The 24,930-nt window shown below is 61.6% G+C and carries 26 protein-coding genes and 1 pseudogene; 4 read left to right on the top strand and 23 right to left on the bottom strand.

Features of this window, described 5'->3' with window-relative positions:
- Position 1: 1 nt before the first annotated feature.
- The 10 genes from GSQ88_RS10470 to GSQ88_RS10425 form a co-directional block, all read right to left on the bottom strand.
- On the bottom strand, positions 2-367 hold the full coding sequence (locus tag GSQ88_RS10470) for a hypothetical protein (protein WP_159007671.1): 366 nt from the start codon (positions 365-367) through the stop codon (positions 2-4).
- A 79-nt stretch (positions 368-446) separates the two neighbouring features.
- Positions 447-1,769, bottom strand: coding sequence for an MFS transporter (locus GSQ88_RS10465; RefSeq protein ID WP_159007670.1), 1,323 nt, complete (start codon positions 1,767-1,769; stop codon positions 447-449).
- Positions 1,770-1,879: 110 nt separating this feature from the next.
- Entirely contained in the window at positions 1,880-2,932 is a 1,053-nt protein-coding gene (locus tag GSQ88_RS10460; protein ID WP_159007669.1) for a 2,5-dihydroxypyridine 5,6-dioxygenase NicX family protein, read from the bottom strand.
- Positions 2,913-3,803 (bottom strand): alpha/beta fold hydrolase, encoded by an 891-nt coding sequence (locus tag GSQ88_RS10455; protein ID WP_159007668.1) that lies wholly within the window; start codon positions 3,801-3,803, stop codon positions 2,913-2,915. The genes GSQ88_RS10460 and GSQ88_RS10455 overlap by 20 nt, the downstream gene beginning before the upstream one ends.
- Entirely contained in the window at positions 3,800-4,516 is a 717-nt protein-coding gene (locus GSQ88_RS10450; RefSeq protein ID WP_159007667.1) for an isochorismatase family protein, read from the bottom strand. Before GSQ88_RS10450 ends, GSQ88_RS10455 begins: the two co-directional genes overlap by 4 nt.
- A complete protein-coding gene (locus GSQ88_RS10445) occupies positions 4,513-5,754 on the bottom strand; it encodes an FAD-dependent monooxygenase (protein ID WP_159007666.1) in 1,242 nt (413 codons plus the stop codon). The genes GSQ88_RS10450 and GSQ88_RS10445 overlap by 4 nt, the downstream gene beginning before the upstream one ends.
- Positions 5,751-6,281, bottom strand: coding sequence for a (2Fe-2S)-binding protein (locus GSQ88_RS10440; RefSeq protein WP_159007665.1), 531 nt, complete (start codon positions 6,279-6,281; stop codon positions 5,751-5,753). The genes GSQ88_RS10445 and GSQ88_RS10440 overlap by 4 nt, the downstream gene beginning before the upstream one ends.
- Positions 6,278-7,150, bottom strand: coding sequence for an FAD binding domain-containing protein (locus GSQ88_RS10435; protein ID WP_159007664.1), 873 nt, complete (start codon positions 7,148-7,150; stop codon positions 6,278-6,280). The genes GSQ88_RS10440 and GSQ88_RS10435 overlap by 4 nt, the downstream gene beginning before the upstream one ends.
- Positions 7,151-7,152: 2 nt before the next feature.
- A complete protein-coding gene (locus GSQ88_RS10430) occupies positions 7,153-7,602 on the bottom strand; it encodes an SRPBCC family protein (protein ID WP_159007663.1) in 450 nt (149 codons plus the stop codon).
- 4 nt (positions 7,603-7,606) lie between these two features.
- Positions 7,607-9,865, bottom strand: coding sequence for a xanthine dehydrogenase family protein molybdopterin-binding subunit (locus GSQ88_RS10425; RefSeq protein WP_159007662.1), 2,259 nt, complete (start codon positions 9,863-9,865; stop codon positions 7,607-7,609).
- 406 nt (positions 9,866-10,271) lie between these two features.
- Here GSQ88_RS10425 and GSQ88_RS10420 point away from each other — a divergent pair, with 406 nt between their 5' ends.
- Together GSQ88_RS10420 and GSQ88_RS10415 are read left to right on the top strand one after the other, a co-directional pair.
- Positions 10,272-10,739 carry a MarR family winged helix-turn-helix transcriptional regulator gene (locus GSQ88_RS10420; RefSeq protein ID WP_159007661.1) on the top strand — a complete coding sequence of 156 codons (468 nt, stop codon included), beginning with the start codon at positions 10,272-10,274 and terminating at the stop codon, positions 10,737-10,739.
- A 115-nt stretch (positions 10,740-10,854) separates the two neighbouring features.
- Positions 10,855-11,001: pseudogene (locus tag GSQ88_RS10415) on the top strand (DUF1330 domain-containing protein); the annotation flags it as partial.
- 60 nt (positions 11,002-11,061) lie between these two features.
- Here GSQ88_RS10415 and GSQ88_RS10410 read toward each other — a convergent pair.
- The 8 genes from GSQ88_RS10410 to GSQ88_RS10375 all read right to left on the bottom strand — a co-directional run bounded on the left by GSQ88_RS10410 (position 11,062) and on the right by GSQ88_RS10375 (position 18,620).
- Positions 11,062-12,288: an ABC transporter substrate-binding protein gene (locus GSQ88_RS10410; protein WP_159007660.1), complete on the bottom strand. Its 1,227-nt coding sequence runs from the start codon at positions 12,286-12,288 to the stop codon at positions 11,062-11,064.
- Positions 12,289-12,363: 75 nt separating this feature from the next.
- Positions 12,364-12,843 carry a flavin reductase family protein gene (locus tag GSQ88_RS10405; protein WP_159007659.1) on the bottom strand — a complete coding sequence of 160 codons (480 nt, stop codon included), beginning with the start codon at positions 12,841-12,843 and terminating at the stop codon, positions 12,364-12,366.
- 14 nt (positions 12,844-12,857) lie between these two features.
- The gene (locus GSQ88_RS10400; RefSeq protein WP_159007658.1) at positions 12,858-13,634 is read right to left on the bottom strand and encodes a creatininase family protein; all 777 of its coding nucleotides are present in this window, start codon (positions 13,632-13,634) and stop codon (positions 12,858-12,860) included.
- A gap of 13 nt (positions 13,635-13,647) precedes the next feature.
- On the bottom strand, positions 13,648-15,555 hold the full coding sequence (locus GSQ88_RS10395) for an AMP-dependent synthetase/ligase (protein ID WP_159007657.1): 1,908 nt from the start codon (positions 15,553-15,555) through the stop codon (positions 13,648-13,650).
- Positions 15,552-16,427 (bottom strand): enoyl-CoA hydratase/isomerase family protein, encoded by an 876-nt coding sequence (locus GSQ88_RS10390; protein WP_159007656.1) that lies wholly within the window; start codon positions 16,425-16,427, stop codon positions 15,552-15,554. Before GSQ88_RS10390 ends, GSQ88_RS10395 begins: the two co-directional genes overlap by 4 nt.
- Positions 16,424-16,573, bottom strand: coding sequence for an enoyl-CoA hydratase-related protein (locus tag GSQ88_RS10385; protein ID WP_246735212.1), 150 nt, complete (start codon positions 16,571-16,573; stop codon positions 16,424-16,426). The genes GSQ88_RS10390 and GSQ88_RS10385 overlap by 4 nt, the downstream gene beginning before the upstream one ends.
- Positions 16,574-16,586: 13 nt before the next feature.
- Positions 16,587-17,375, bottom strand: a complete 789-nt coding sequence (locus GSQ88_RS10380; RefSeq protein ID WP_159007655.1) for an enoyl-CoA hydratase/isomerase family protein — start codon at positions 17,373-17,375, stop codon at positions 16,587-16,589.
- Positions 17,376-17,402: 27 nt separating this feature from the next.
- On the bottom strand, positions 17,403-18,620 hold the full coding sequence (locus GSQ88_RS10375; RefSeq protein WP_159007654.1) for an LLM class flavin-dependent oxidoreductase: 1,218 nt from the start codon (positions 18,618-18,620) through the stop codon (positions 17,403-17,405).
- Positions 18,621-18,953: 333 nt separating this feature from the next.
- Between GSQ88_RS10375 and GSQ88_RS10370 the strand changes: the two genes are divergently transcribed.
- Together GSQ88_RS10370 and GSQ88_RS10365 are read left to right on the top strand one after the other, a co-directional pair.
- The gene (locus tag GSQ88_RS10370) at positions 18,954-19,553 is read left to right on the top strand and encodes a TetR/AcrR family transcriptional regulator (RefSeq protein WP_159007653.1); all 600 of its coding nucleotides are present in this window, start codon (positions 18,954-18,956) and stop codon (positions 19,551-19,553) included.
- A 99-nt stretch (positions 19,554-19,652) separates the two neighbouring features.
- The gene (locus tag GSQ88_RS10365) at positions 19,653-20,606 is read left to right on the top strand and encodes a LysR family transcriptional regulator (protein WP_246735211.1); all 954 of its coding nucleotides are present in this window, start codon (positions 19,653-19,655) and stop codon (positions 20,604-20,606) included.
- Here the strand turns inward: GSQ88_RS10365 and GSQ88_RS10360 are convergent.
- The 5 genes from GSQ88_RS10360 to trbL all read right to left on the bottom strand — a co-directional run.
- Positions 20,585-20,821 (bottom strand): DUF2274 domain-containing protein, encoded by a 237-nt coding sequence (locus GSQ88_RS10360; protein ID WP_159007652.1) that lies wholly within the window; start codon positions 20,819-20,821, stop codon positions 20,585-20,587. The two genes, GSQ88_RS10365 and GSQ88_RS10360, sit on opposite strands and share 22 nt — an antisense overlap.
- A 10-nt stretch (positions 20,822-20,831) precedes the next feature.
- A complete protein-coding gene (locus tag GSQ88_RS10355; RefSeq protein ID WP_159007651.1) occupies positions 20,832-22,004 on the bottom strand; it encodes a TraB/TrbI/VirB10 family type IV secretion system protein in 1,173 nt (390 codons plus the stop codon).
- 62 nt (positions 22,005-22,066) lie between these two features.
- The gene (trbG, locus tag GSQ88_RS10350; RefSeq protein ID WP_159007650.1) at positions 22,067-23,065 is read right to left on the bottom strand and encodes a P-type conjugative transfer protein TrbG; all 999 of its coding nucleotides are present in this window, start codon (positions 23,063-23,065) and stop codon (positions 22,067-22,069) included.
- Complete coding sequence (gene trbF / locus GSQ88_RS10345; RefSeq protein ID WP_159007649.1) at positions 23,062-23,745, bottom strand: conjugal transfer protein TrbF; 684 nt, start codon at positions 23,743-23,745, stop codon at positions 23,062-23,064. Before trbF ends, trbG begins: the two co-directional genes overlap by 4 nt.
- Positions 23,745-24,930, bottom strand: a 1,186-nt coding sequence (gene trbL, locus GSQ88_RS10340) for a P-type conjugative transfer protein TrbL (protein WP_159007648.1), incomplete at its 5' end; no start/stop codon positions are given. The genes trbF and trbL, both read right to left, overlap by 1 nt.

Raw genomic sequence — 24,930 nt, 5'->3', positions numbered from 1 at the left:
GCTACAGCGCATTGGAAAGCGCGCTTCGCGAGCGGCTTGCTTCGAACAGCGCTACGGCCAAGGGCAACATTTTGAATGAGGCAACGAACCGACCTTCGGGAACAATCTCGGATGCGGCAATACGGATTCCCATCTTGATTGTCGCGCCGCAGGCGTCCAACCATGCCGCCTCGAGAGCTCCCATTGGGGCGAGTATCCGATAATTGCGGATGATGAAGCCGAGGCTCTCCGCCGGGATGTAGCCATGGAAGTTTTCCCCACGCGCGATCGCGTTTCTGACCTCGTTCGTGTCCCGCTCGGTCAGTCCGGCAAAATCCAGACGTTCCAAATCCGGTCGTTCTCCCGGCGCCGCGCGCTCATCTTCCATCGAGGCCTCCTTTCACCGTGCTACCCGCGCCAAATTCGGCGATCTCCCCGGCGTCGGCGGTAAAGAGCAGCGCGCATACCTAAGGTCGCCGGTGCCGCGTGTCGACCTTAAACCCCTTTACGGACAGATCGCGACCGAGGGTCTCGGGAAGCAAAAGAGAGGCGATAATGAAGACAGTCGCGGCGGGAAGGGCCACGGCCACCATACCGTTGAGCAGGCTTCCGCCGAAGTGGGCGGCCGCAAGAGGCACAATCACAGGTGCAATACTGCCAAGCCCCCGACCGCCCATATAGAACGACGACACCGCGGTTGCCCGTAGGTTGACCGGATAGAGCTCTGAGATCCAGACACCGGTCACGCCCAGAGCAACGTTGCCTATGCCGAAGACGATATAGAGCCAAAACATCGGCCACTCGATCTTCGATCCGGCGTAGAGCTGGCCGCCCCACAGGGCCATACCGACCAAAGACCCGATCCAAAACAGCGCGGGCACAAGAGCTCCGAAGCGGCGGCCAGCCCTATCATTGAAGAAGCCATTCGCGAGATAACAGATGCCGCTGACTACGGAGAGCAACACGGCGGTCGTGCGAACGACATCACCAGGGGTGTGCATGTCCCGCAGCAGCAGGGTCGGAATGAAGGAGACGATGCTGTAGTAGCAGAGCATGTAGCTCATCAGCCACACAAAGGCGATGACGGTCTGCCGTGCAAGCCCGTTGCGGAATAGATCTGCGAGGGGAAGTGTACGGGCTTCCGCAGTGACTCGGCCGGCCTTCCGTTGAGCTTCATACTCTAGCCAGATCTTCGATTCAGGCATGAAGAAGCGGATAAAAATAATGAGCAGAATGGGTACGCCGCCGGTTAGCAAGCCGATTCGCCAACTCCATTCGTCGCTAAACGTCGCAATCAGCCAGATGCCGACGATTGAAGCCGTGGAAGATGCGATCACAGCACAGCCTTGAAGGGCCGCCGCGCCAAAGCCGCGGCTGCTCTTTTTCCAAGCCTCGTTAAAGAGCACCATGCCAACGCCGTACTCGCCGCCAAGACCGATGCCGGTTATGAGCCGCAACAATGCAAGAGACCAGAAATTCCACGCGAACGCCGACATGATAGCGGCAACCGAAAACAATGCGATTGTCAGCTGAAGCGAGGTCTTTCGGCCAAGTCGATCGCCGATGATGCCAAATAGCGCTCCGCCGATCGCCGATCCGAACAATGTAAGGGCTTGCAGCGAACCAACTTCCGTCAGCGAGAGCGACATCGACCGTTGAATTGCGGGCAAGAGAAACGGGAATATCAGAACGTCGTAGAAATCGAGTATGTAGCCCAACATGGCTGAGAGCATGATCGAGTACCGCTGCCCCGCGGTATAGTCTTCCGAACTCGAGAAGGTTGTCGACATAGGATGTGTTTCCATTGAAAGGACCGGAAGTGATGGACGTTGCCGAAACGCTTGCCGCGTGATTAGGAGTCTCCAATGCGACTCCAGGCCATCTGGCTTGATGCGCGAGGCTAGTGGCCGGGCGCTTTCAACTCTGGATAAGCAAATTCACCTCTATCGAGGATATGCAGATCGTCGAGCCAGAGGCTGCAGTCCCGAAGCGGGATGTCGAGATGGCAAGGCGTGTCGTTCGTGCCTCCAAGCTCCGTATTCGGGCCTGTCGAGAACAGGACATTCCCGTAGAAGGAAAGGGCATTCATGATGTGTTCGGACGAGAGTTGCTGGGAGGCGGCAATGTGGTGCCAGGTGGCGCGCTCGTTCGAACCCCAGCCGATATGCGAGATCGCCCACCCGCGCGGATCGCCGAAACTGTCGATATAGTTTTTGATGAGGAGCGCGTCGGTACCCTCGCCCTTGAGGTCGACGATGTAACCATCCTTTACGGTGAGCGTAACCGGCGATTGGATGTATCGCTTGAAAGCGCAGAGGATGTCGCCAGGCATCAGAACGACTGTGCCGTTGACATCGCCATCCGTGGCCTGCGTGAAAGCAAACCCAGATGGGAAGTGATCCCACCGCCCCGGCTCGTCCGTATAGCCGTACTCGGAAATGACCGGATATTGCTTCAGGCCGTAGGTTACATCTGTTCCGCCGGACGACGTGATTCGCATTTTGCTGGCGGACTGCAGCAGAGTTCGCGAGAGCTCAGTTCGACGACGCAGATCTTCTGTCGGGAACATCTTCTTGAGAATGTGGAACGGCTCCATCACCCGCAAAATGCGCGTGCCGGCCTCCTGTATTTCAGCTTGCTCGCGGGAGAACAGCAAACCCAGAAGATCGATCACCATATCCACGCGTTTGAGCGTATCGATCGCCGGCTGGTTGCCGGTGAGCGCATGGCGACCCTGCAGGCCTGCAACTTTGCCTTGACCGTATTTGGGGACGTTGAGATGAAAGGTTGTTGCGCCGAGGCTTTGCGCGGCCAACATGAACGTCTGGGCATATTCCGGTTGATCCTCGCCACCGCTCAAGACTGCGACGACTTCCCCCTCCTTCACCTTGCATAGAGCAAGCTCGGCCTTGAACAGCTCAAGCATTTCAACATCAACGCGTTGTCGAGACATCTTTGCCGATCTCCTGTTTATCGAGGGTGGGTACGCCGCCGTCCAACCGATCGCGGGGTCGCGTTAGAAATTCCTGAACGATCGAAAGAAAGCCCTCCGTATCGTCGATCTGCATCTGATGACCCGCGCCTTCCAACGTCTTGACCACAATCGACGGCAGCAATCGGAGAATTTCCCTTTGATCTTCGGGTCGAATGACGTCACCCCGTCCCGCGACGATGAGCGATGTGGGACCACTGAGTTGGGCAAGGTCGCGATGAATGTCATCGTGATGAAAGCCCTTGTGACCTTCGACGAGCGCGCGCTCGTCGCAGGTATGCATCCACTCGGCCTTGGTGCGGATGTGCTGCTCAGGCCATCGGGGCGCAGAAGGGCTTCGCAGCAATGCGTCGATCTCGCCAAGTTTTGCGCTATGAAGCAATTTGAGAAGGGGTTCGATCGGAATCGGATAGGCCCGGCGTCCCGGACCAGAGACCGGTGGATCGATCAATATCAGCTGTTCAACAGACGATGGCCGCCAGCGTGCGGCACGTATGCCGATGCGACCGCCCATTGAGTGGCCCATCAGTGTGTACGGACCAAGCCCAAGCGCTTCGGCGAACGAGACGAGATCGGATGCACATGCGTCGAGAGAGTAATTGAGATGGGGGCCACTTTCGGACAGGCCGCGGCCGCGGACATCGAGCACGTATACGTCGTATCCGATGCACAAGCGCTCGGCGATGAACGCCCATTGCGCCGCAGCCGTCGATATGCCCGGCACAATCACGATAGCGGGTCCCGTACCGCCGAAACGCAGATAATGCTGACGGATCCCGTTCGCGCGCACATGTGCCCCATACAGAAATCCGGATGCTGGAGCGCGGCTCACGTCAGCTGATCCTCTGTACGGAACTCCGAGAGCGGACGAAGGCGCTCGATTGCCGCTGCCGTCGGCACCACGTCTGCGTACTTGCTGGCGATATCAAACAGGTTGACAGCGTGTGACGTAGGCGAGCGGTCGTAGACTGCGTCGCTCGGCACAAGTGATTTGAAGTTCAGCGCGCACGCATCCACGACCGAAGCCCGCACGCAACCGCTGGTCGTGCAACCCGTCACTACCAGCGAATCGACGCCGGCACCTATCAGATACGTCGCAAGCGGAGTACCGAAGAACGCGCTGGCCTGTGTCTTCGGCAGGAGCAACTCGCCGGGCTTCGGCGTCACCTCGCGCACGAAATCATAACCCTCGGGCGGGATCCGCATGATACCCGGGATCTTTGCCGAGAACGCACCTCGATCCTGGTTCACCTTCCGCGCGACATGCGGAAAAATCACCGGCCAGTTCTTCTCGCGAAATAACCGCGTCAATTCCGCGATATGTGCGATGGCATGCCAACCGGCTTCGCCGCAGCTCGTGGGATATTGCTTGATCGCCTCGCGGATCGGCATCGGCCTGTCGCCGACCGAGCGGTACTGCACATCGATGACGAGAAGTGCAGGTCGTTTGCCAAATCCAGCCGCGCCACCCAACCCTGCGAGCGCATACGTCTCGCGCTCCTCCACAGGCAGTACATCATCCCACGGCTGCTTTATGGCAGTCATTGCTCGCTCCAGTCATGTTCATCGGCGGAGTGAAGAGGAATGGTGGTCGCGTCGTACTGGTAGATCCAGTCGTAGCGTGCGGCTGTTGCTTGCGATGACCACTGTGTCTTGATGTAGTCACCCGCCGTCTCCGTCTTGCACAACGCCTTGTTATGGAAGATCGGCAGCATATCGGCCGCGGACTTCACGACCTTGCTGGTGCGGTCGAGCCGGAGACCCTGATATGTCTCGAATACCGCCGCGACGTCGTTGGGATTCTCATCGAAGCAACGGGCGAGGACTGATGCATCCTCCAGCGCCATGTTCACGCCCTGCCCGAGGTACGGCAGCATCGAATGGCAGGCGTCACCGAGCAGGGTAACACGCCCCTTCGACCACGTAGCCAGCGACGGCCGCACGAACAGGCCCCATTTGTTCAGGGTATCGACGTTCTTGACCAAATGGACGATGTCCGGATGCCAACCTTCGAAGTCCTTTAGGCATTCCTCGACCGAACCATTCTCCGACCAGGATTCGAGAAGCCAATCGTTATGGTCGACCTGGCCCGAAAAGGTCATCATCACCGTGTTCTGCCCGCGGACCGGGTAGGCCGTGACATGCGCGGTGGGCCCAATCCATGTTGCCACCTCGGCTTCGCGCTGGTGCGGTGCAAGTCGGTCGACCGGCACGAGGCCTCGCCAGGCGATAGCCTTGGTGTAGTGGCTGTCGACATCGCCGATGAGGCCAAGACGGACCTTTGAGTGAGCACCGTCGGCGCCGATCAGTGCGTGCCCTTCGACTTCGGAGCCGTCTGCGAGCTTGGCCTGAACCCTTTCGTCGTCCTGACTGAACCCGACAACGCGAGCGTTCAAATGGATGGCGCCCGGCTTCAACTGCCGCACGCCGTCAACAAGTATCTTCAGCAAGTGAGCGCGTAGCAGCAAATAAGGCTGGTTGCGCGCCGCGTCGGAGTTGCGATCGTACAGGGGCCACCGGTCGCCGGTGTTCCAGAGCCTGATTGAGCGTCGCTCGGCGGCAATGCAGTTCTGCTCCACCTGCTCGGTGAGGCCAAGATCCCTGAGAACACGCACTCCGTTCATGGAGACCCAAAGGCCAGCTCCCACCTCGCGCAGCTCGGACGCTTGCTCGAATACGTCACAATCGATGCCGCGACGAAGCAGCGACAGCGCCATCGCCAAGCCACCGATGCCTGCGCCGGCAATGAGGACACTTGATTTACTGACGTGGTGGATGCTCATGATGTCTCCAAACGAAAATTGCGCTGCCGCGCGACGGGTAAGGCGGCGTCCTCGGAAACTTGCTCGGCGGCAAGGCTCTTTACGGCCTCGAAAATCTTGATGTATCCGGTACAACGGCAAAGATTACCGTGCAGGTAGTGGCGAATTTCCTCGTCGGTCGGATGCGGATTCGCCTTAAGCAGCGCGGTGACCGCCATGATGAAGCCGGGCGTGCAGAAGCCGCATTGAAGGCCGCCGTGGAGCACGAACGCATTCTGGATCCGCGAGAGGCCATTCGGTGGCGTGACGCCCTCGATGGTCGTGATCTCCTTCCCATCGACATCGACGGCGAGCGTCGTGCAGCTCGAAATCGGGTCGCCATCGAGGAGCATGGTGCAGGCGCCGCACACTTCCATGTCACAGGACCGCTTAGTGCCCTTCAGGCCGAAGCGATCTCGGATGAGATCAATCAACAGCGTATGGGCGGGAATCTCTATCTCGACCGGCTGTCCGTTCAACGAGAACGAAACGGGATGTAGATTCGTCATGTGGCGCGCCCCCGCATCGCGACCGCCTCTTCGGCGTTTCGCAGCAGCAGAACGCCTGCCAGATGCCGCTTGTAGTCCGCACTGCCGTGCCGGTCCTCGTTGACGTCGAGTTCGTCCAACGCCTGCGCAAGCACGGACTGGATCGCCCTGTGCGCGTCATGGACGGGCAGTCCCTTCAGCACGCCTTCGACGGCTTTCAGGGGCTGCGGCCTCGATCCGAGGGCGCCAACGCGCACACGCGCGGATTTGATCGAATGAGCACCGGCCTCCATCGACCAGACCATTCCGACATTTACGGAAGGCCGTTCGCCATGCTTGAACCGGCGATAGGTAATCGGGCCGGTCGGACGCGGAAATATGATGACGATCATCAATTCGTCCGGTTCGCGCACCGTTTCCAGCTCGCTGCGGATGAAATCGTCGGCGTGAACAGAGCGGGTGCCGTTCGGACCTTGAAGCACCAGCCGCGCATCCAGCGCCCCGAGCAACGTTGGCGGATCGGCATGCGGCTCGCCGAAGCACAGATTGCCGCCGATTGTTCCGACGCTGCGGACCCGGACGTTCGCCACGTTGGCACAGAGCGAAGCCAGCGCCGGCACGTGTTCGCGAATGACGGAATCGCCCGCGATCTTCATGTGCGTACACCGGGAGCCGATTTCCAGCTCGTTCGCATCGTTCAGGACGATGCGGTCGAGGCCGGGGATTCCCTTGATGTCGACAAGCCGCTCGGTATGGATGACGCGCATCTTCATCGCCAGCAGCAATTCGGTGCCGCCGGAATAGAACATGCCGTCGCCCTCCTGCCCGACTGCACTGACGGCGTCGGCGATGGTGGATGCTCGCTCAAATTCGAAGGGTGTCGGCAGCATGATCAGGCGGCGCCTAGAAGGCTCTTGAGCCGCGTCTCGAATTCCTCGAAATTCTGGTCAACGCGGCGTTTGATGACGCCGAGCCCCATGGTTGCCAGGCGTCCTTGGATGTCGACCTTCGCGTCGACGGTCAACTTGGAGCCCGAGCCTTCCGGGACCACGCTGACGTCCAGGATGACCGCGAGCCTGGTCCCGGTGAATTTGTCGCGGCCCGTGGCACGGGTGCGGACGTGAGACGGCTCCGTCATCGACTCGACAAGGATCTCGGCCGGCACTTCGACCTTGAAAGGACCGATCTTCTGCTTGACCATCGCCTTGTAGGATTCCAGCCGCGCGATCTCTTCGACGTTCTCGCATCCGGGAATGCAGGACGAGATGCTGGGCACGTCGATCAACGTCTTCCAGAGATCCTCTGGCGTCGCTGGCACCACCATTGACATATTGAATTCCATGAATTCACTTCCTCTTCTGCAAGGCGCGCCACACCTTTTCAGGCGTCATGGGAAGATCGGTAATTCGGATGCCGTAGGCCGAGAACAGCGCATTGGCGATCGCCGGCGCGACGGGCAGGATTGCTCCTTCACCCATTCCCTTGGCGCCGCCCGGACCCGGCCCGTCGCCGTTCTCGACCAGGATGGTGTCGAATACCGGCGGCACGTCCGAAATGCGCGGGATCGTGTAGTCGATCGGCGTCGCGTTGACGGGCTGACCGTCCTCGAATTCAAGCTGTTCGTAGAGCGCGTGTCCGAAGCCCATGGCGGCAGCGCCCTCGTCCTGCCCTTCGGCGGCGACGCGATCGATCACGCGCCCGACGTCGGCGGCGCTCGCGTAACGGGGCACGTGAATCTCGCCGGTGTCCTCATCGACGACGATTTCCGCGAGGCCAGCGGACGTCTCCCAGAACAGCGGTGACTCGGCCAGCGCGCCTTTCTTCGAGCGCGGCGTGATCGCGCCGCGCCCGACGACCTCCCCGGAGTCGACGCCCAGCGTGCGGTGGAAAATCTGATGGAAGGTCAGAACCTCCGACCCGGTAGAAACGCCGCCCTCAACGAGCGACAGACTCTCTTTGGGCAGCTCCCAGACATCCACGACCATGTCGAGGATCTGATCGGCGGCATCGAGCGCCGCGTTCTCGACGGACAGGCCAACCACGACGGTCGATCGGCTCGCGCCCGTGCCCCAGTCGTAAGGGGCGACGGCCGTATCGGTGCGCAACGTGCTGACTGCGGAAAACGGCTGCTTCAGCGTCTGCGCGGCGATCCGGGCCATGGTTGCATGCGCGCCCTGGCCGACTTCGATGCTGGAGACCGAAACCAGGATCGATCCATCGATCTTGAGACGGACGATCGCGTTGGCGATCGGCGTGTTCGCCGGATCGGTCGCGGCGACCGCCATTCCGCGAGACCGCCGGTTCGAAGCTTGCGACTCCGATGCGAACGACTGGGTCACACGGCCCATCAGCTCACTCATGTCCATGTCGAGCGCACGCAGATCGGGCCGCGTGCGCTCACCACGGGCCGCGAGGTTCTTCAACCGGAACTCGGCCGGATCCATGCCGATGGCCGCAGCGACATTGTCCATATGGGATTCTTTCGCCCACACAGCCTGCGGCCCGCCGATTGAACGGAAGGCGGCGCCGGGCACGGTATTGGTGTAAATGGCCGAGGCCTCGAGGCGCAGGTTCGGCACCGCATAGGGGCCGATGATGCGATTGGCTGATTTGGTCGCGACAGCCGAGCCCGTGTCGGAATAGGCGCCGCCATCGAGTAGCAGTTTGGCGCTCTTGGCGAGGATTCGCCCCTTTGCGTCCACGGCCGTGCGAATCGTGACCTCGGCCCCGAGCCTTCGGCAGGTCAGCATCGAATCGGAAATGGATTGGGCCACGCGGACAGGGCGCTGCACCTTCCACGAAGCTCCCGCAACCAGCGGCTCGATCTTCACCGAGGCCTTGCCGCCGAAGCCGCCGCCGACGAAAGGGACGATCACGCGGACCTTGGCCAACTGCAGACCGAATAGGCGCGACAGCACCTTTTGAACCGCGGTCGGCGTCTGCGCACCGGCCCAGACCGTGAGGGAATCGCCCTTGAAGTCCGCGATGACCGCGTGCGGCTCCATCGCAAAGTGAGAGATGGCTGGAAACGTGAAGTGATCCTCATGAACGTAGGCAGCGGCCGCCTCGGCGGCGTCAACGTCGCCGACATTGTTGCGGTAGGTGTGGAAGATGTTGCTGCCTTGCGTCGGCTTGGCGCCACCCTTGAAATAGAAGTCCTGAAGATTTTCGTGGTGTTCGTGGATCAGCGGCGCGCCGTCCGCCATGGCTTTCTGTATAGTCGCTGCCCGCGGAAGCTCCTCGTAACCGACATCGACCCGCTCGGCGGCGTTCTCCGCGATCTCAATCGTCTCCGCGATCACGATGGCAACCGGCTCGCCTACATAGCGCACGCGGTCGATGGCGATGATCGGCCGGTCTTTGAGCACGACGCCCCAGCAGCCGAACGAGGCGACATCCTCGCCGATAAGCACGTCCACGACGCCGTCCATCGAACGGGCGGCGCTCGTGTCGATCGAAGCGATGCGGGCATGAACGGCCGGCGAGCGAACCACAAAGCCGTGCAGCATATCCGGGACCGTCAGGTCGGTGATGTATTCGGCGCGCCCTGTGACCTTCTCGATCAGGTCGGGTCGAACGGAACTCATGTTGTCAGTTGCCGACATCCGTGAAGCCGATGGTACCTGTGGTGCCTCCTAGGCGATCTGCGGACATTATGACGTTTATCACTCGTATGCAAGTGCTGTGCTCGTGCACATCTACCATGATGTGCCCTGCGCCGTAACTTGAGGGCGCTCCGACAAACGGCTTGCGGCCAAATGTTGACCGCCGCACGGGTTTCAGTTCTCAAGGCGGTAGATTTCGGGGACCCAGACGACCGAGGGGCCAGGAAAAGGGCAGCCAGTGCCGGATCAACTCAGCCCGGCGGTGGAACGATAAGCTCTAACCGACAAAGATGGATTCCTGAGTTCAACAAATGTAGACAAATGATCGGCGCCGTGGACTTCGGAGCCGACCAGTCAAATTTTTCTCAGATGAATTGTGGCAACATACGGCAAGGGGACGAAAGTCGTGCAAACGAAAACGAAGCGGCGCTCGGTGGAAAAGCCGAAAGAAGCTGTACAGTCATACAGGCTGGATGACGCACCGGGCTTCTTGTTGCGCGTCGCGCTCCGTACTCACACGGCTATCTTTGCCGCGAAGATGGTTGAAGAATTAACGGGTCCCCAATTCTCAACGCTGGCGAAATTGAGGGAGGTCGGACCTTGTTCCCAAAACCATTTGGGGCGACTGATTCACTATGACTCAGCCACGATCACCGGCGTTATTACTCGCCTCAAATCACGTGGCTTGATCAAGAGCTACGAGGATCCTTTAGATCCGCGGCGGCGGGAGATCGATCTGACCGACAAGGGCAGACGAGTAGCGGACGCCGCGGTTGAGACTATCGCTGAGATTTCAAGCGAGACGTTCGCTCCCTTGACCCGGGAAGAATTTCGAACACTTACCGAAATCCTCAAGAAAATCATACGCCGCTGAGCCGGTTCCGGTCCACATTTGTGATCGTCGATGAACCGAATTCGTGGTCAATCGTATCAGCGGACTAAGAAAACTGACCCGGCGATTGAGCCTTCACACCTGCGACGAACGGGCGCCAAGCGTCGCCGCCTTCGTCGAGATGATCCGCGATCCCGTCTACCGGGAGGCGGTGAAGCATCGTCAGGCTGGGGTCGAGGATTCGCGCCTGATCCGGCACGCGGTGCTGCCGGTCGGCAAGACCTTTGGGGAGATCCCGACGTAGACGCCTCCAAAAGAAAATCGGCGGCCCGCAGGCCGCCGATTGGATATCAGATCTCAGCAACTAACCCGCCGGACCAGCGTCCTCCAGGATCGGGCCGAACAGCTCCCAGCGATCGCCGTTAAACCGCATCATCTTGAACTGCTTGTGGATGTGGTAGTCGGTAGGCGAGGTGTTGATTTTGATCCCGGGTAGCGCGAAGTCAGCTTCGAAATCCTTGAGCGAGGTCGCCTGCTTCATAACGTTCTCGCGCGTCAGGTCGTTGCCGCACTGCTCGAGTACGTGGACCAGAAGCTGCGCGACGCTGTAGCCATAGGTGTTGAAGTTCGAGCCCTTGTCTCCGTCCGGATAATACTTCTCCATGAAGGCGAAATAGCGCTTTACACCCGGGTCGTCCGCCCATTGCGGATCGAGCGGTTCCTTGCCGTAATTGCTACTGATGATGCCCTTGCTGTTTTCAAGCCCGGCCGGTTTCAGGACGCTGCCGACCGAAGTAGCCTTCAAACTGACGATCTGCACCGGATGCCAATCGCTCTCGGCGATTTTCTTGATCGCCTGCGCAGCCTGCTTCGGCGTGGTGGCACTGAAGAACAGGCCGGCGCCAGAATCCTTGATCCTGAGGATTTGCGAGTCGACCGTGGGATCAGTCACCTCGTAGGACGCTTCGGTCACGATCATCTTCGCGGCCTTGTCGCCGAGCGCCGATTTAATGCCGTTCAGATAGTCCTTGCCGAAATCGTCGTTCTGATAGAGCACGCCGATCTTGGCGTTCGGATACTCCTTTAGGATGTATTGGCCATAGATGCGCCCTTCGACGAAGTTGTTCGGATCATAGCCCATGGTCCACGGAAAGTTCTTCGGATCGGAGAATCTTAAGGCGCTGGCGGCCACGAACAGCTGCGGCACCTTCCTGGAATTGAGATATTTCTGGACGGCAGCGTTTGAAGGCGTGCCGATGATCTGGAAGGTCAGGAGAACCTCGTCGCTCTCGACGAGTTTGCGCACCTGCTCCACCGCCTTCGGCGGCGAATAGGCGTCGTCATACTGGATCAGATTGATCTTGCGGCCGTTGATGCCGCCCTGGTCGTTGATCATCTTAAAATAGGCGGCCTCGGTCTTGCCGATCGAGGCATAGGCCGACGCCGGTCCCGAAAACGGCATGGTCTGGCCGACCTTGATCTCGGTGTCGCTGGCGCCCGGGTCGTATTTCTTCTGGGCATAAGCCGCAGACATCGACAGCGCCAGGGTCAGCGCCGTTGCCGTGGCCAGATGCAGAATTCCGTTCCTCATTCGCAATTTCCTTTCCTCAGCTTGTTTATCTCAACGGGGTGTGAAGAGGCCGTCATACGTGCCCTGGCTCCGTAACTACGCGAGCCTTCCGAACTCGCTGCGGTGGAAGATGAGGGGCTGCCCGCGGCTATGGACGACGACGGCATGGAGTTTGAGCAGGACGATGACGTGATCGCCCGCCTCCAACTCCTCGCGGACAGTGCAGTCATATTGGGCGATCCCCTCGGTGAGCATCACCGCACCGCTGTCGGTGATCTCGAAGGCAACGCCGGTGAACCGCTCCTGGGCAGGTCCGGCGAGCTGGCGGCACAATGCGCCGTGGTCCTCGGCGAGCACGGTGACGCCGAGGTGCTCGGCTCGGCGCAGCTCCGGCCACGTGGTCGAGCCTTTCGCGACAGAGAATGACACCAGCGGGGGTTCGAGAGAGACCGAGGTGAACGAGGAGGCCGCGAGACCCACTAGCCTGCCGTCGACCTGCGCCGCCACGGCCACCACGCCCGTCGGGAACGCGCCGAAGGCGTCGCGCAGCATCCTGCTGTCCATCTGCTGGCTCATGGATGGCATGCGACTCACGCTCCGTGCGCGGTGGCGTAATCGACGACGAGATCGGTCACGGCATCTAACGCGGCGTGGCCGATCGCCTTCGAACACCCGGTGGGATCGCCAAGGACACCGTTGGGCGAGACCGCGTCGATGCCCTCGACGAACGCCCGACGCAGGAACTCCTCGTCGACCGTGCCCAGGTACCCCGCCGCCGCCCGGTCGGCCCGAACCTTCTCGGGGTGCAGGACGAGCATCACCGAAGTCTCCGCCACGTCTGCGTGACCGCCGACGTGGCTTCCCAGACCAGCGACCGACTGCGCGGACTTCCGCCACGCGTCGAGGATCGCGGCACTGTTTCCATAGACGATGACCTGGAGCGCCGGGGTGAGCGCCGCTGCCAGCCGCGGCTCGAAGTCGCGCATGATCGGGTAGTTGCCGATGTGGCCGGAGAAGAGGACGACGCGGCTGAACCCGTGCGCGGCCAAGCTGCTGCAGTAGTCCAGGCAGATCGCCTCCAGGGTGGAGGGACGCACCGAGAGGCTGCCGGCGAAGCTAAGGTGGTGGGGCGAGTACCCGACCCTGATCGTAGGCAGGACCAGTGCAGCGCCAAGCCGGTGGGCGATGCGGAGCGCGAGAGCGTCGGCGTGATCGCTGTCCACCGACAGCGGGAGATGGGGTCCGTGCTGCTCTATCGCGCCCAGTGGAAGGATCGTCGTTCGGGCGCCGGCAGCGATCGCCTCGGCTATCTCCGCGCTGGTCATGTGCTCGATCCGCAGCTCCCGCGGCCGCCCGGGATGCTTCATCTCACATTCCTCCTCAACCCTGGAGCCCCGCCTGGCGAGCGAACTCGGTGTGCTCCGCGGCGCTGTACATCTCATCCACGAGTGCGCTGAACGAGGTGAGCACCGCAGCCCGACGGATCGTGCCCTTGGCAGTGAGCTCACCCGCGCCGGGCGAGAGCGCACGGGGCGCGATACGGAAGTCCTTGAGCTGGAGGGGGCGCGCGAACTCGGTGTTGAGCTCCTCGATCCAGGCTCGCAGACCCTCCTGCAGTGCATCCCTGTCGAGCCTGCTGCCCTTCTCGGTCGGCCAGATGAGGACGGTGAGGTACTTGCGGCCGTCGCCGACGACCACGGCCTCCTCGACGAGGGGACTGGCCTTGAGGCGCATCTCGATGGGCTGCGGGCTGATGGTCTTGCCGCCGTTGGTGACGATGATGTCCTTGGCCCGACCGATGAGCTTGACCTCGCCGGAGGCGTCGATCTCGACGAGGTCGCCGGTGCGGTACCACTCCCCGTCCATCACTTCCGCGGTCGCCTCGGGGTTGTTCCAGTAGCCGCTGAACAGCAGGGGCCCCTTCACCAGCAGTTCGCCCTCGCTGCTGGTTTTGATCGCGAATCGCGGGTCGGGCATGGCCTTGCCCACGGTCCCAGGGGGCGGGAAGGCGCGGTCCCACTGCGCGAGGACCCAGCCGGCGGTCTCGGTGGTGCCGTACAGCTCGCGCAAATCCAGACCCCACATCTGCCACAGGGCATGCACCTCGGGGGCCATCGCTCCCGACGCGGTCCAAGCGACGTTGACGCGGTCCATGCCCAACTTCGCGCGCAGGGGCAGGAACACCTGCTCCTGGGCCTGGTCGTAGCGTGCTTGCAGCTCGGCAGGCACAACGTCGCCGCGCCGGCGCGCGGCGGCGACCTCTCGAGCCACCAACATCGCGTCCTCGTAGGACTTCTGGAACGATGCCGGCGTCTCCTTAATTGCGGCCAGCGCCACGCTGAGCAGCTTCTCGTGCAGCCGCGGCGGCCAGACGATCCCCGTAGGACGTACGCCGCGGAGGGCCTCGGAGAGCTGGTCCATGCGGCAGAAGGTCACCACCGCCCGGGTCATGATCGGCGTGAAGACGCCGGACAGGGCCGGAGAGACATGGGATAAGCCCAGGAAGCTGACCGAGTCTCGCCGGATGGTGGTCAACTCCGGGTTGAGCACGGCGGCCCCGAGGACGGAGTACTGTAGGGTACGGTGGGTGTGGATGACCCCCTTGGGGGCTCCGGTGGAGCCGGAGGTGTAGAACAAGGCCGCCGACTGATCGATGTCCCCTTCGTCGAGGAGTTCGTCGAATAGTGACGGGTTGGCTGCGTCGTGGGCTCGACCGCTCTCGCGCAGGTCGGCCCATGTCTTGCTGACCACCGTTTTGGGCAGCCCCGACGGGGCGCCGTCGAAGCTGATCACGGCCCGTAGCGCCGGAAGCTCGGGGGCGACTGCGGCAACCTTTGCGACGTCGGCGTCGTCCCCGACGACCATGGCGACGGCCTCGCTGTGCCTGACCAGCTGCCTCACTTCCGCAGCGGAGCTCATGGGGTAGACGCCCACCGGGATCGCCCCAGCCGACAGGATGCCGAGCGCCGTTATGACCCACTCGCCCCGGCCTGGCGCCATGATGGCAACCCTGTCCCCGCGCGCGACGTTGAGGGCTGCCAGGCCGAGCGCGACCTCGCGCACGGCCGAGGCGTACTGCGCCCACGTGGTCGGGATCGCGCGCGTCCCGTCCCAGTGACAGAACGCGACCTCCTCGGGTTCGAACTCCGCTCGGTCCTGCACCATCTCGGCGAAGGTTCGCTCGACGGCCTCGAAGTTGGCGACGCCGCTGTCGGTGACGCCGCTCAGCACTGGCACCTGCCGTGTGCGGGCAGCGGCTGTGGGGACGGGATTTGTGACCATGATCATCGCTCCGATTCGTGAAGTAGGCCTACCGGGCCTGCGTGGGGTGTGGTGTTCAGTGCTGGCGGCCGTTCGTCAGCGGGCCGAGACGACGCCCGGCCCTGTCTCCATCCTTCACGGAGGCTCCGGGCCACGGGGTCGTTGAAGAAGGAGACCGCCTTAGCGAGCGTCGTTTCGGCTCGCTGTTGGTCCTCGATGTCGTCGTAGTCGTTGACGGCATGCTTGAGCGCCGCATAGAGGATTGGCGCTCGTCGACCCGCCTCGCGGGCCCGGTCGAGCGCCTCCGCCACGAGTCGGTCCGGCTCGACGATGGCGTCGACGAGACCCATCCGTGCCGCCTGGTCCGCGCCGATGAGTTCACCGCTCAGCAGCAGGTCACGCGCGGCCCGCATCCCGATCAGTCGGATGAGGCGCTGGATGCCCTTGTCCGCAGGCAAAAGGCCGTGCCTGATCTCGGGGAATCCGAACCGGGCGTGAGGCGCCGCGAGCACCGCGTCGGCGAAGAGCGCGTACTCCACGCCGCCGCCGACGCAGTCGCCGTTGACGGCGGCGATCACCGGGGCTGGATATCGGTCCATCGCGACGAGCAGGTTGTGGAATCCCCGCATCCGGTCGTCGATCGGTTCGGCGGCGGCTCCATCCACCTCCTTGATGTCGCCGCCGGCGCAGAAGAACCGTTCCCCGGCGCCAGTGATCACCACGGGCCCCGGGTCGCTCTCGCCACGGTCTCGGAACAGCGCCGTCATGGCGAGCAGCAGTGGACGGTTCAAGGCGTTGGCCGGAGGCCTGTCGAGCGTTGCGACCACGACGCCGTCGTGGTCGGCCGTACGCAGCCCGGCAGCCGTCTCGCTCTCGTGTCGCGCGCATGGGGCCGTCATCGAATGCGTCTCTGTCTGATCTCAGGGAATCCGAACCGGGCGTGAGGCGCCGCGAGCACCGCGTCCGCAAAGACCGCGTACTCCACGCCGACGCCGACGAAGTCGCCGTTGACGGCGGCGATCACCGGCGCTGGATGTCGCTCCATCGCAACGAGCACGTCAGCTTTTGCCTTCTGCGAAGCGCTTGCGCTTCTCCCGAAAGGCCGCGACGGCCTCTTTCCGCTCGGGGCTGTTGAACGTGAGCGCCTCGAGCGCAATCGCGGTGTCGAGATTGAGATGTACCTGTTCCTTGATCATCTTATTGACGCTGTACTTCGTCCAGATGATCGCTTCACGAGGACCGCTCGCGAGCAATTCGGCATATCCGATCGCATACTCAAGAACAGTACCTTCCGGCACGACCCTGTTGATCATCCCCGCAGCCGCCGCGTCTTCCGCCGAAATGAATTCACCGGTCATCAAGTAATGTTTGGCCCGCGCCGAGCCCAGAAGAAGCGGCCACATTACAGCGCCGCCGTCGCCGGCGACGACACCGGCCGTGACATGCGTATCGGCGAAACGAGCGCTCGGCTGGGCAAAGATTACATCGCAAAACAGGGCGAGCGTAGCGCCTAACCCGACCGCCGCGCCGTTCACGGCGGCGATGACGGGTGACTCTACCTCAAGGATGTTCCTAATGAGGTGTCGGCCCGAGCGCGTCGGCGATATTTTATGCCCGCCCAGATCGAGCGAGTTCTGATCGCCGCCTGAGCAGAAGCCGCGACCAGCGCCGGTAAGAACGATAGCCTTCACGGCCCGATTATTATCGAGGTCTACGAATACCTGTTCCAGTGCGGCGTGCATCGGCCAACTGATGGCATTAAGGATTTCAGGCCGATTCATTGTTATTACCGCCACACCGTTCGGACGTATCTCTACGAGTAAGCCTTCGTATTTTTTGTCGCTCATTTTAGTCTCCAGTTGTTCGAGTAGGCGTCAGGCCGAAGCCGCAGGGTCACGGACGCTCTCGTCGGCTTTCTTGGTGGCGGCCTTGTCAGTCTTCACGGCGGCGCGTTGGTAGGCCTCGACCTCAGCGTAGTGGGCGGGGCGAGCGGCCCGGATGTCGGCGAGAATCTCTTCTGACCTCCGCACGATCGACCTTGGGTTTTTGAACGTCGGGATGACGTAGTTGCCGAACAGCTCGATGGATTTCATCAACTCCCGGTGCGGGAGGCCGTCGACGCGCATCGCGATCGCGTCGAGGCCCATGTCGACGAACCGCTGGACCTGCGCGATGCAGGCCTTCGGATCTCCGACGATGAAGCTGGCCGACTCATCGAACAGGTAGCGCTGGTTTCTGAAGTCGATATTTCCGACCTTTTCCATGGAGCCGTAGTCGGCAGACAGCTTCGACAGCCGCTCGTAGGCGTCTATGGACAAGAGGACACTGTCGGTCAGGGTGGTCGCCCACCGCTCCGCCTCCTCAGTCGTTTCGGCGCAGTGCATCCCGCCGGACACGACCGCAACCTTCTGCGCCTGCACGGGGTACACGTGCTCGGCGCTCGCCAGTTCCTTGTCGTAGAGGTCGGCCATCCTCTGCAGGGAGCCGAACCCGCCGTAGCCACCACCCATCATGGCGCCGATGCCCATCCGCGCCGCGGCGGCAACCGAATCCATGCTTCCGGTCGCCATCAGGATCGGCGGATAGGGCTGCTGCACGTGCTTGGGAACCAGGCTGCGCGGCGGGATCTTGTAGTGCTCACCGACGAAAGAGAAGATGTCGTTCGACAGGGCTCGGCGGATGACCTCGATGCCCTCCATTTGCTGTGACTTCGTTTCCTCGGGGGAGACCTCGAAGGCGCGCAGTGCGAGGGTGGTGTTTCCGCGGCCGACGCCGAGCGCGACGCGGCCGTTGGACAGGATGTCCTCGGTCGCCAGTCGCTCCGCGACTCGCAGCGCGTGATTGATCCTCAAGGGCAGCGGCGTGATCAGATGGATGAACTGAATCCTGCTGGTCAGCGCCATCAGGTACGGGAAAATTACTTCGGGGGCGGAGGTCGCGGCCGTGCCGATTGCGACGTGCTGTTCGGAGCACCCGAACGCGTCGAATCCGACCTTCTCCGCCAAGATCACCTCGTCGATGAGCTCGCGATAGCGCTGCGCGTGGGTGTGTCCCGGATGGGTCTCTCCCTCGCTAAAGAGGATGAACCGCATGCGTTGTGTCTCCTTAGGCCCCAATGTTAATCTGAATTAACATTGGACCTCGCGCCCCGTTTTGTCAACGGCTTCCGAATGCCCGGGTCTGCAGAACGCCATTTACGCCAAAAATGCCTATTACATAGGTAGTGGCCATGAGGGAAAATGCGTAATACAAGATGCTAAGAAGGTCGCATTCGCGATCCGGCAGCGACGCAGAAAGTTAGGAATGATTTACATTAGGATGAAAAGAGATGTTTATATGATGCGTTCGCTGAGCCTGGGACGGATCACGCGGGCGCGAAGGATAGCGGGTTGCCTCGCGCCCGCCGCGCGGTACGGTTCGTCCCGATGAGCATCCAGCCACTACCGATCAAGCGCACATCCAGGAGCCGGCGACGCGAGCAGTTGATCGCGGTCGCCGCCGAGTTCTTCCTGCATCACTCCTACGACGCGGTCACCGTCGAGATGATCTCTGCGCGCGCCGGGATCAGCGGTCCCGGGCTCTATCGCCACTTCCAGAACAAGCAGGCACTCCTGATCGCGGTTCTGGAGGAACCGACGCAGATCGTGCACGAGGCCGCAAGGCGGATCGGGGAGACGACGACCGAACCCGAGGCAGCCATCGTGGAGATGGTCGAGTCCCACATCCGGCTGATTCTGCAAGGACCACCGAGCACGCTCATCTTCACCAAGAACGAGCACGCTCTTCCCGAACACGACCGCAGACGAATCCGGCGCGAGATGGCGCTGTACGCCGAGGAGTGGGTCTCCGTCATGATCCCGCTGCGGCCCGATCTGTCCGAACCCGAGGCACGACTGCTGACCCAGTGCGTGTTCTCCATGCTCAACACGGCTGCGATGCTCAAGAAGGGCTTGGACGAGGAGTCGATCATCTTCATCATGCGGCAGGCCGCGCTGCACGCACTGCTCGGCCGCGGCGCCCTCTGACCCTACACCTGCCCTAGCTTCGCCTGGGCCGGGCGGTCGACAATCGCGCGCGCAAATTTCGTCGCAAACTTAAACCGCACCGAATCAAGGGTGGAACACGTGGATCGCGTCTCCAAGTCGAAGAATACGTCGGTGCGTCGGCTAACGGCGGCTGTCGACCTTATCCATCTCCGATATGCCGTAGCGGCCGCAGATCACGGAAGTTTCCGGCGAGCGGCCGAGGCTCTGCGACTGCGGCAATCAAAGTTGAGCCGCTGCATTCGCCAGCTTGAGGAGCGCATTGAACTGATCGTCTTCGAGCGGTCGAGCGGTGGAGTACGAGCCACGCAAGCTGGACACGACTTCCTTCGCATGGCCCGGTCTATTCTCGACCAGATGGACACGCTAATGGAGAGCGCGCATAGCGCCAGCCGCGGCGAACTCGGGCGGCTCGTGATCGGTTTCTATACGTCCCTTTCGGCCGGCTATTTGCGCGCAATGATCATCGATCATGCCCAACGATTTCCGCAAATACAGGTTCGCATGATTGAGAGTTCGCGGACACGTCTTACCACAGCTCTCCGCAATGGCGCGATAGACGTCGTGATCGTCACGGGGCAAACGCCGCTCCTCGACAGCCGAATCATGTCGCTTTGGACCGAACGCATTGTGGTTGCTTTGCCAAAAGGCCATCGACTCACTAGGGGCGAGACCGTCTATTGGACCGATCTGAAGGATGAGACGCTTCTGATTAGCCGCCGTGACCCGGGACCCGAGATTCAAGACATCCTCCTGACCAAGCTCGCCTCACCGGGAGACCGGCCCAAAATGCTTTTTCATGAGATGAGTTTAGGGAATATGATGCACCTCGTGGGAGCTGGATTCGGCGTTAGCCTAGTGAGAGAATCCGATACTGATGTCAATTTCTCTGGTCTGACCTATCGAGAACTTCGCGACGGGATGGGTCCGAGCTGGGTCGGCTACTCGGCACATTGGCGGAGTGACAATGACAATCCCGCACTGGCTAGTTTTCTGAAGATGTTGGAGGAGCGCTACCCCTCACCTGCCGTTTGATTCCTGCGACGCGTTTTTACGAACGCCCGGTCCGTTGCCATGAACCGCGCCAGCATAGGAGCGACCAGTTTCAGCGGATCCGGGATTGGCTGTCCGATTTCGCGCGCAAGTACCTCGGCGTATGCAAGAAGATCACGATGCACGGGTGCGGGGAATTCAACCGTCAGCCTCACCGGCTTGTCGTCAGCGATGGCGCCGAGCTTGAGCTTTGCCATGTTTATGTCCTCACCCTTTGTAAGGCTCGAGCACGAGGTCACGATTGACAATGACGCGCACCGGGAAACCAGGCCTGATCGTCAGCGTTGGTTGTATATTCAGATTACGCTGAACGATTTTCTGCCCGGTCTGGTTCAGGCTATCGCTCGCTCCGAGCCGGAGCGCCTGAATGAGACCCCCGTTGTTGCCTGTACCGCTATCAGAGCCGGCGCCGAGCTCACTACCAACGCCAAGCAACGTCGACAGCAGTGCAGCCTTGAACAACGCACCCCAGTGGTTGTCGACGTCATCCTCGAGGCCGGCATAACCTGCGGTGTCGGCACCGGGCTGGCGTTCCAGTACGATCGAGCGGCCGTTCGGCATTATGAGGCGTGTCCATACCAGCAGTACACGCGACTGGCCGAACGAAACCTGGCTGTCATAAACGCCGATGAGTCGTGTTCCCTGCGGAACAAGAAGGAAGCGTCCGGTTGGACTGTCGTAGACATTCTCAGTCACTTGAGCCGTGATTTGCCCGGGGAGATCTGAGCGAATCCCGGTAATCAACGACGCCGAAATAATATTGCCTGCCTGGACTACATAGGACGACGCTGGCGTGGCGATCCTGTCCGGGCTGGTGGTGCGGCGATCGACCGATGCGTTGACGAACGCAAGTTTACGGTCCTGGCCGTTCTGCGCGAGCGTCTCGTCGGCTGCTGAGGATTGAGCCGGCGCCGATTGACCAGGCTGGTTTGAGGTGACAGTCGAGGAATCAGTCGAAGCGGCTTGAACTGACGGCAACGCCAACTCACGGATACTGGTCGAGGCAAACAGCTTGCTCAGGCGAGCCGCTTCGTTCTCCTGGCCGATGCGTTGCTGCTCTGCATCGACGGCAGGTACCATCGTCGAAGGCGCATTTTGCGCGTTCAGCATCGGACGGCCAAGATCGCCGGGTAGCGCGGGTCCAAGCGGCGGGGCCCGGCGGGGCACGCCGGTATAGTCTCGCGGAAGGCCGCTCAGTCCGTCCGCCACATTGTGATGATCGGTGGTGTAGAGCTCTGACGGCGCGGATGTGCGCGACCGATGGTTCTGCAGCGCCCAAAGTACGGCACCGCAGATTGCAAGCGATCCAATCGCAGCACCGCCGGCCAGGACCTTTCGGGAGAGCCTGGTGACGCGGGGGCGCTCCGCGCGCAAACGCATCGATGCCACCCGGTCTGGCTCATTGTCACGTCCCGGTCGAATGTCGGGTTCCTGCCCTGGACTCACCGCAGCCTCCCATCGGTGCGGCTGATGCGGACGGTCTGCTGATGTTCACCTCCCATACGGAGCTCGGCCGCGGCGAACAGTCGGTCCACGATGTAATAGTTTTGCCTCACGCGATAATTGACGAGCTGACCATCCCCCTCCGGCCCGATAACGAACAATGGCGGCGCCTCTCCCTGCGCAATCCCGCTGGGCATCTCGATATAGACTTTGGACCCGTCGTCGAATGCAGAGACCGGGCGCCAGGGCGGGTTGTCGCCTTCAATCGCATAGCGGAACCGCAGGCGCGAGATATCGACGCCCTCAACAATTGGCGTTGCAGCCTCGGCACTCGCGTTCTGACGGCGTAGCGCGATCAGTTGGTCCTGCGCATATTGCCAGGAAACTGATGCCATATAGGTCTTCTCTGCGGAGCGGAGCTCCAAGAGGTAAGTTCGGCGATCGGTATTAATCACGAGATTAGAGACGAGGTCGGGCCGTGTCGGTTTAACCAGGATATGAATGCGCTTGGTCGGACCTGCCCCGCTCTCGGTGTCGCCGATGATCCATCGCACCGTATCTCCGGCCGCGACCGGGCCAGAGCCGACAAGCTGTTCGCCTTCCTGAAGGGCGACGTCAGTCACTTGTCCTGGCGCGGCATAAACCTGATACAGCGCGCCCGACGAGAACGGATAGACCTGCACTGCGTTGATGTAGCCATTGCGGGTCGGCTGTACCCGGGCTGCGGCATTGGCCTTCTCCACCCGTTTACGGGGATCGCCAGACTCCGGCTTCGAAGGCGCGCCGTGCACCGGCTTGAGTTGCCCAGGAAGCGGCAACAGCTTTGGTAGTTCGACGACCTCGACCGGCTTGGGCGGATCGGCGAGTTGCACGGCCGGCTCCGCGTCGTCATAGGAGATCGCTGGCGGAGGCTTTAACGGAACAGCGCAGCCGGCAAGCGCGCAAACCGAAAAAAGCAGAACCGGCAATGCGGTTTTGCGAATGGAAGATGATCTCATTGCCCCAGCTCCTTCGACCAGTTGATGGCGTTGACGTAGACCCCGAGAGGATTTTTGCGCAGACGATCGGCATCGCGCGGCGTATCGATTATGACGGTGAGGATCGCGGTCCAGCGCTCGGTTGCGCTCAGGCTACCGTTCTCGTAAGAGCGCTGGATCCAGGCGACGCGGAACGAGATCGGTGAAGCGCGGATGACGCTGGTGACCTCGATGGAGATCTGCAGCTTGCCCAGATTGGCAAAGGGATCGTTGGTCCGCGCATAATCGTTGAGCGCTGCCGCGCCACGATCCGTGGTGAAGTCGTAAGCGCGCAGCCAGTCCTGGCGCAGCACGATGCCGTCGGCTGGCAATCCGCGTACGTCCTCGATAAACCGCGCCAGGTGGAACGCAATCTCCGGATCAGTCGGCTGATAGCTGCCGTCGGCCGGCGCCACGGCCTGGGCCTGACCGAGATGGTCGACCTGGACCACCCAGGGCGTCACCGTGCCGCGAAGAGATTGCCAAACCAGACCTGACGCAAGACCGCCGGATAGCATCAGACAGCCAAACGCCATCAATCGCCAGTTCTTGGCTTGAACGCGGGCAGAGCCGATGCGCTCATCCCAGACTTGCGCCGCTTTCTGATAGGGGGTTTCGGGTTCGGGCGTACGCCCGTAGCGAACGGAGGGTCGTTTGAACATCAGCTTTCACCTTCGGAGAGATCGACGGACGCACCGCCACCCGCATGATCGGCGGAACGAACGGAATGGGTTGCCGCGGAGGCGCCATGGCTCATGGTCTGCGCGCGCTTCATGCGCGTTGCCCACGGTGGCGGCCCGCTGGCAGAAGGCGACCCGCTGGAAGCTGCACCCTGCCCTTGCGTAACCGCACTCGACATTACACCTGCAGTACGAGGGAGAGGGCTGGCGGTATTTGAAGCGGCAGCTACAACTGACGCGCTGCCTCGGGCCACACCGGCAAGTGCTCCACCTGCTGTTCCCGCAGCGAGCCCGACACCAGCCACGCCCGCGGCAACCACGCCACCCGCAGCGACACCTGTACCGATTGCGGCGCCGGCGCCGAGTTGCGGACCTCCGGAGACAATGCCGTTGGCGATACCGGGGCCGAAAATGCCCAGACCCAACAGAGAGAGCGCCGCCAGCACCATCGACATGGCACTTTCGATGGTCGGCTGATTGCCGCCGAATCCCGCTGTAAACTGGGAGAATAAAGTCGAACCGATACCGACGATGACGGCGAGGACCAGAACCTTGACACCCGACGAGATGACATTGCCGAGCACCCGCTCTGCGGCGAACGCCGTCTTGCCGAACAGCCCGAACGGGATCAGCACGAAGCCAGCGAGCGTGGTCAGCTTGAACTCGATCAGGGTGACGAAGAGCTGGATCGCCAGGATAAAGAAAGCCAGCAGCACCACAATCCAGGCGAACAGCAGCACCACGATCTGCACGAAATTCTCGAAAAAGCTGATGTAGCCCATTAAGCCGGAGATCGAATCGAGGATCGGACGGCCGGCATCGATCCCCACCTGCGCGACCCGGCCAGGGCTCAGGAAATCCGAGGTGGACATGCCGGTACCGGATGCCTTGAGGCCAAGCCCGGCAAAACTCTCGAAGACGATGCGGGCCAGATTATTCCAGTTGCCGATCAAATAGGCGAACACGCCGACGAACAGCGTCTTCTTCGCTAGCCGGGCAATGATGTCTTCGTCCGCAGCCCAGCTCCAGAATATCGCCGCGAGAGTGATATCGATCGCTGCTAGCGTTGTAGCGAGGAATGCCACCTCACCGCTGAGCAACCCGAATCCAGAATCGATATAATTGGTGAAGACCGAGAGAAAGTTATCGATAACGCCGGTGCCGCCC

This window comes from Bradyrhizobium sp. S69, from assembly GCF_009766005.1.
In the GTDB taxonomy this organism is placed as follows: domain Bacteria; phylum Pseudomonadota; class Alphaproteobacteria; order Rhizobiales; family Xanthobacteraceae; genus Bradyrhizobium.
Note: the sequence above shows the minus strand (reverse complement) of the source record. Positions and strands in the feature narration are given on the sequence as shown.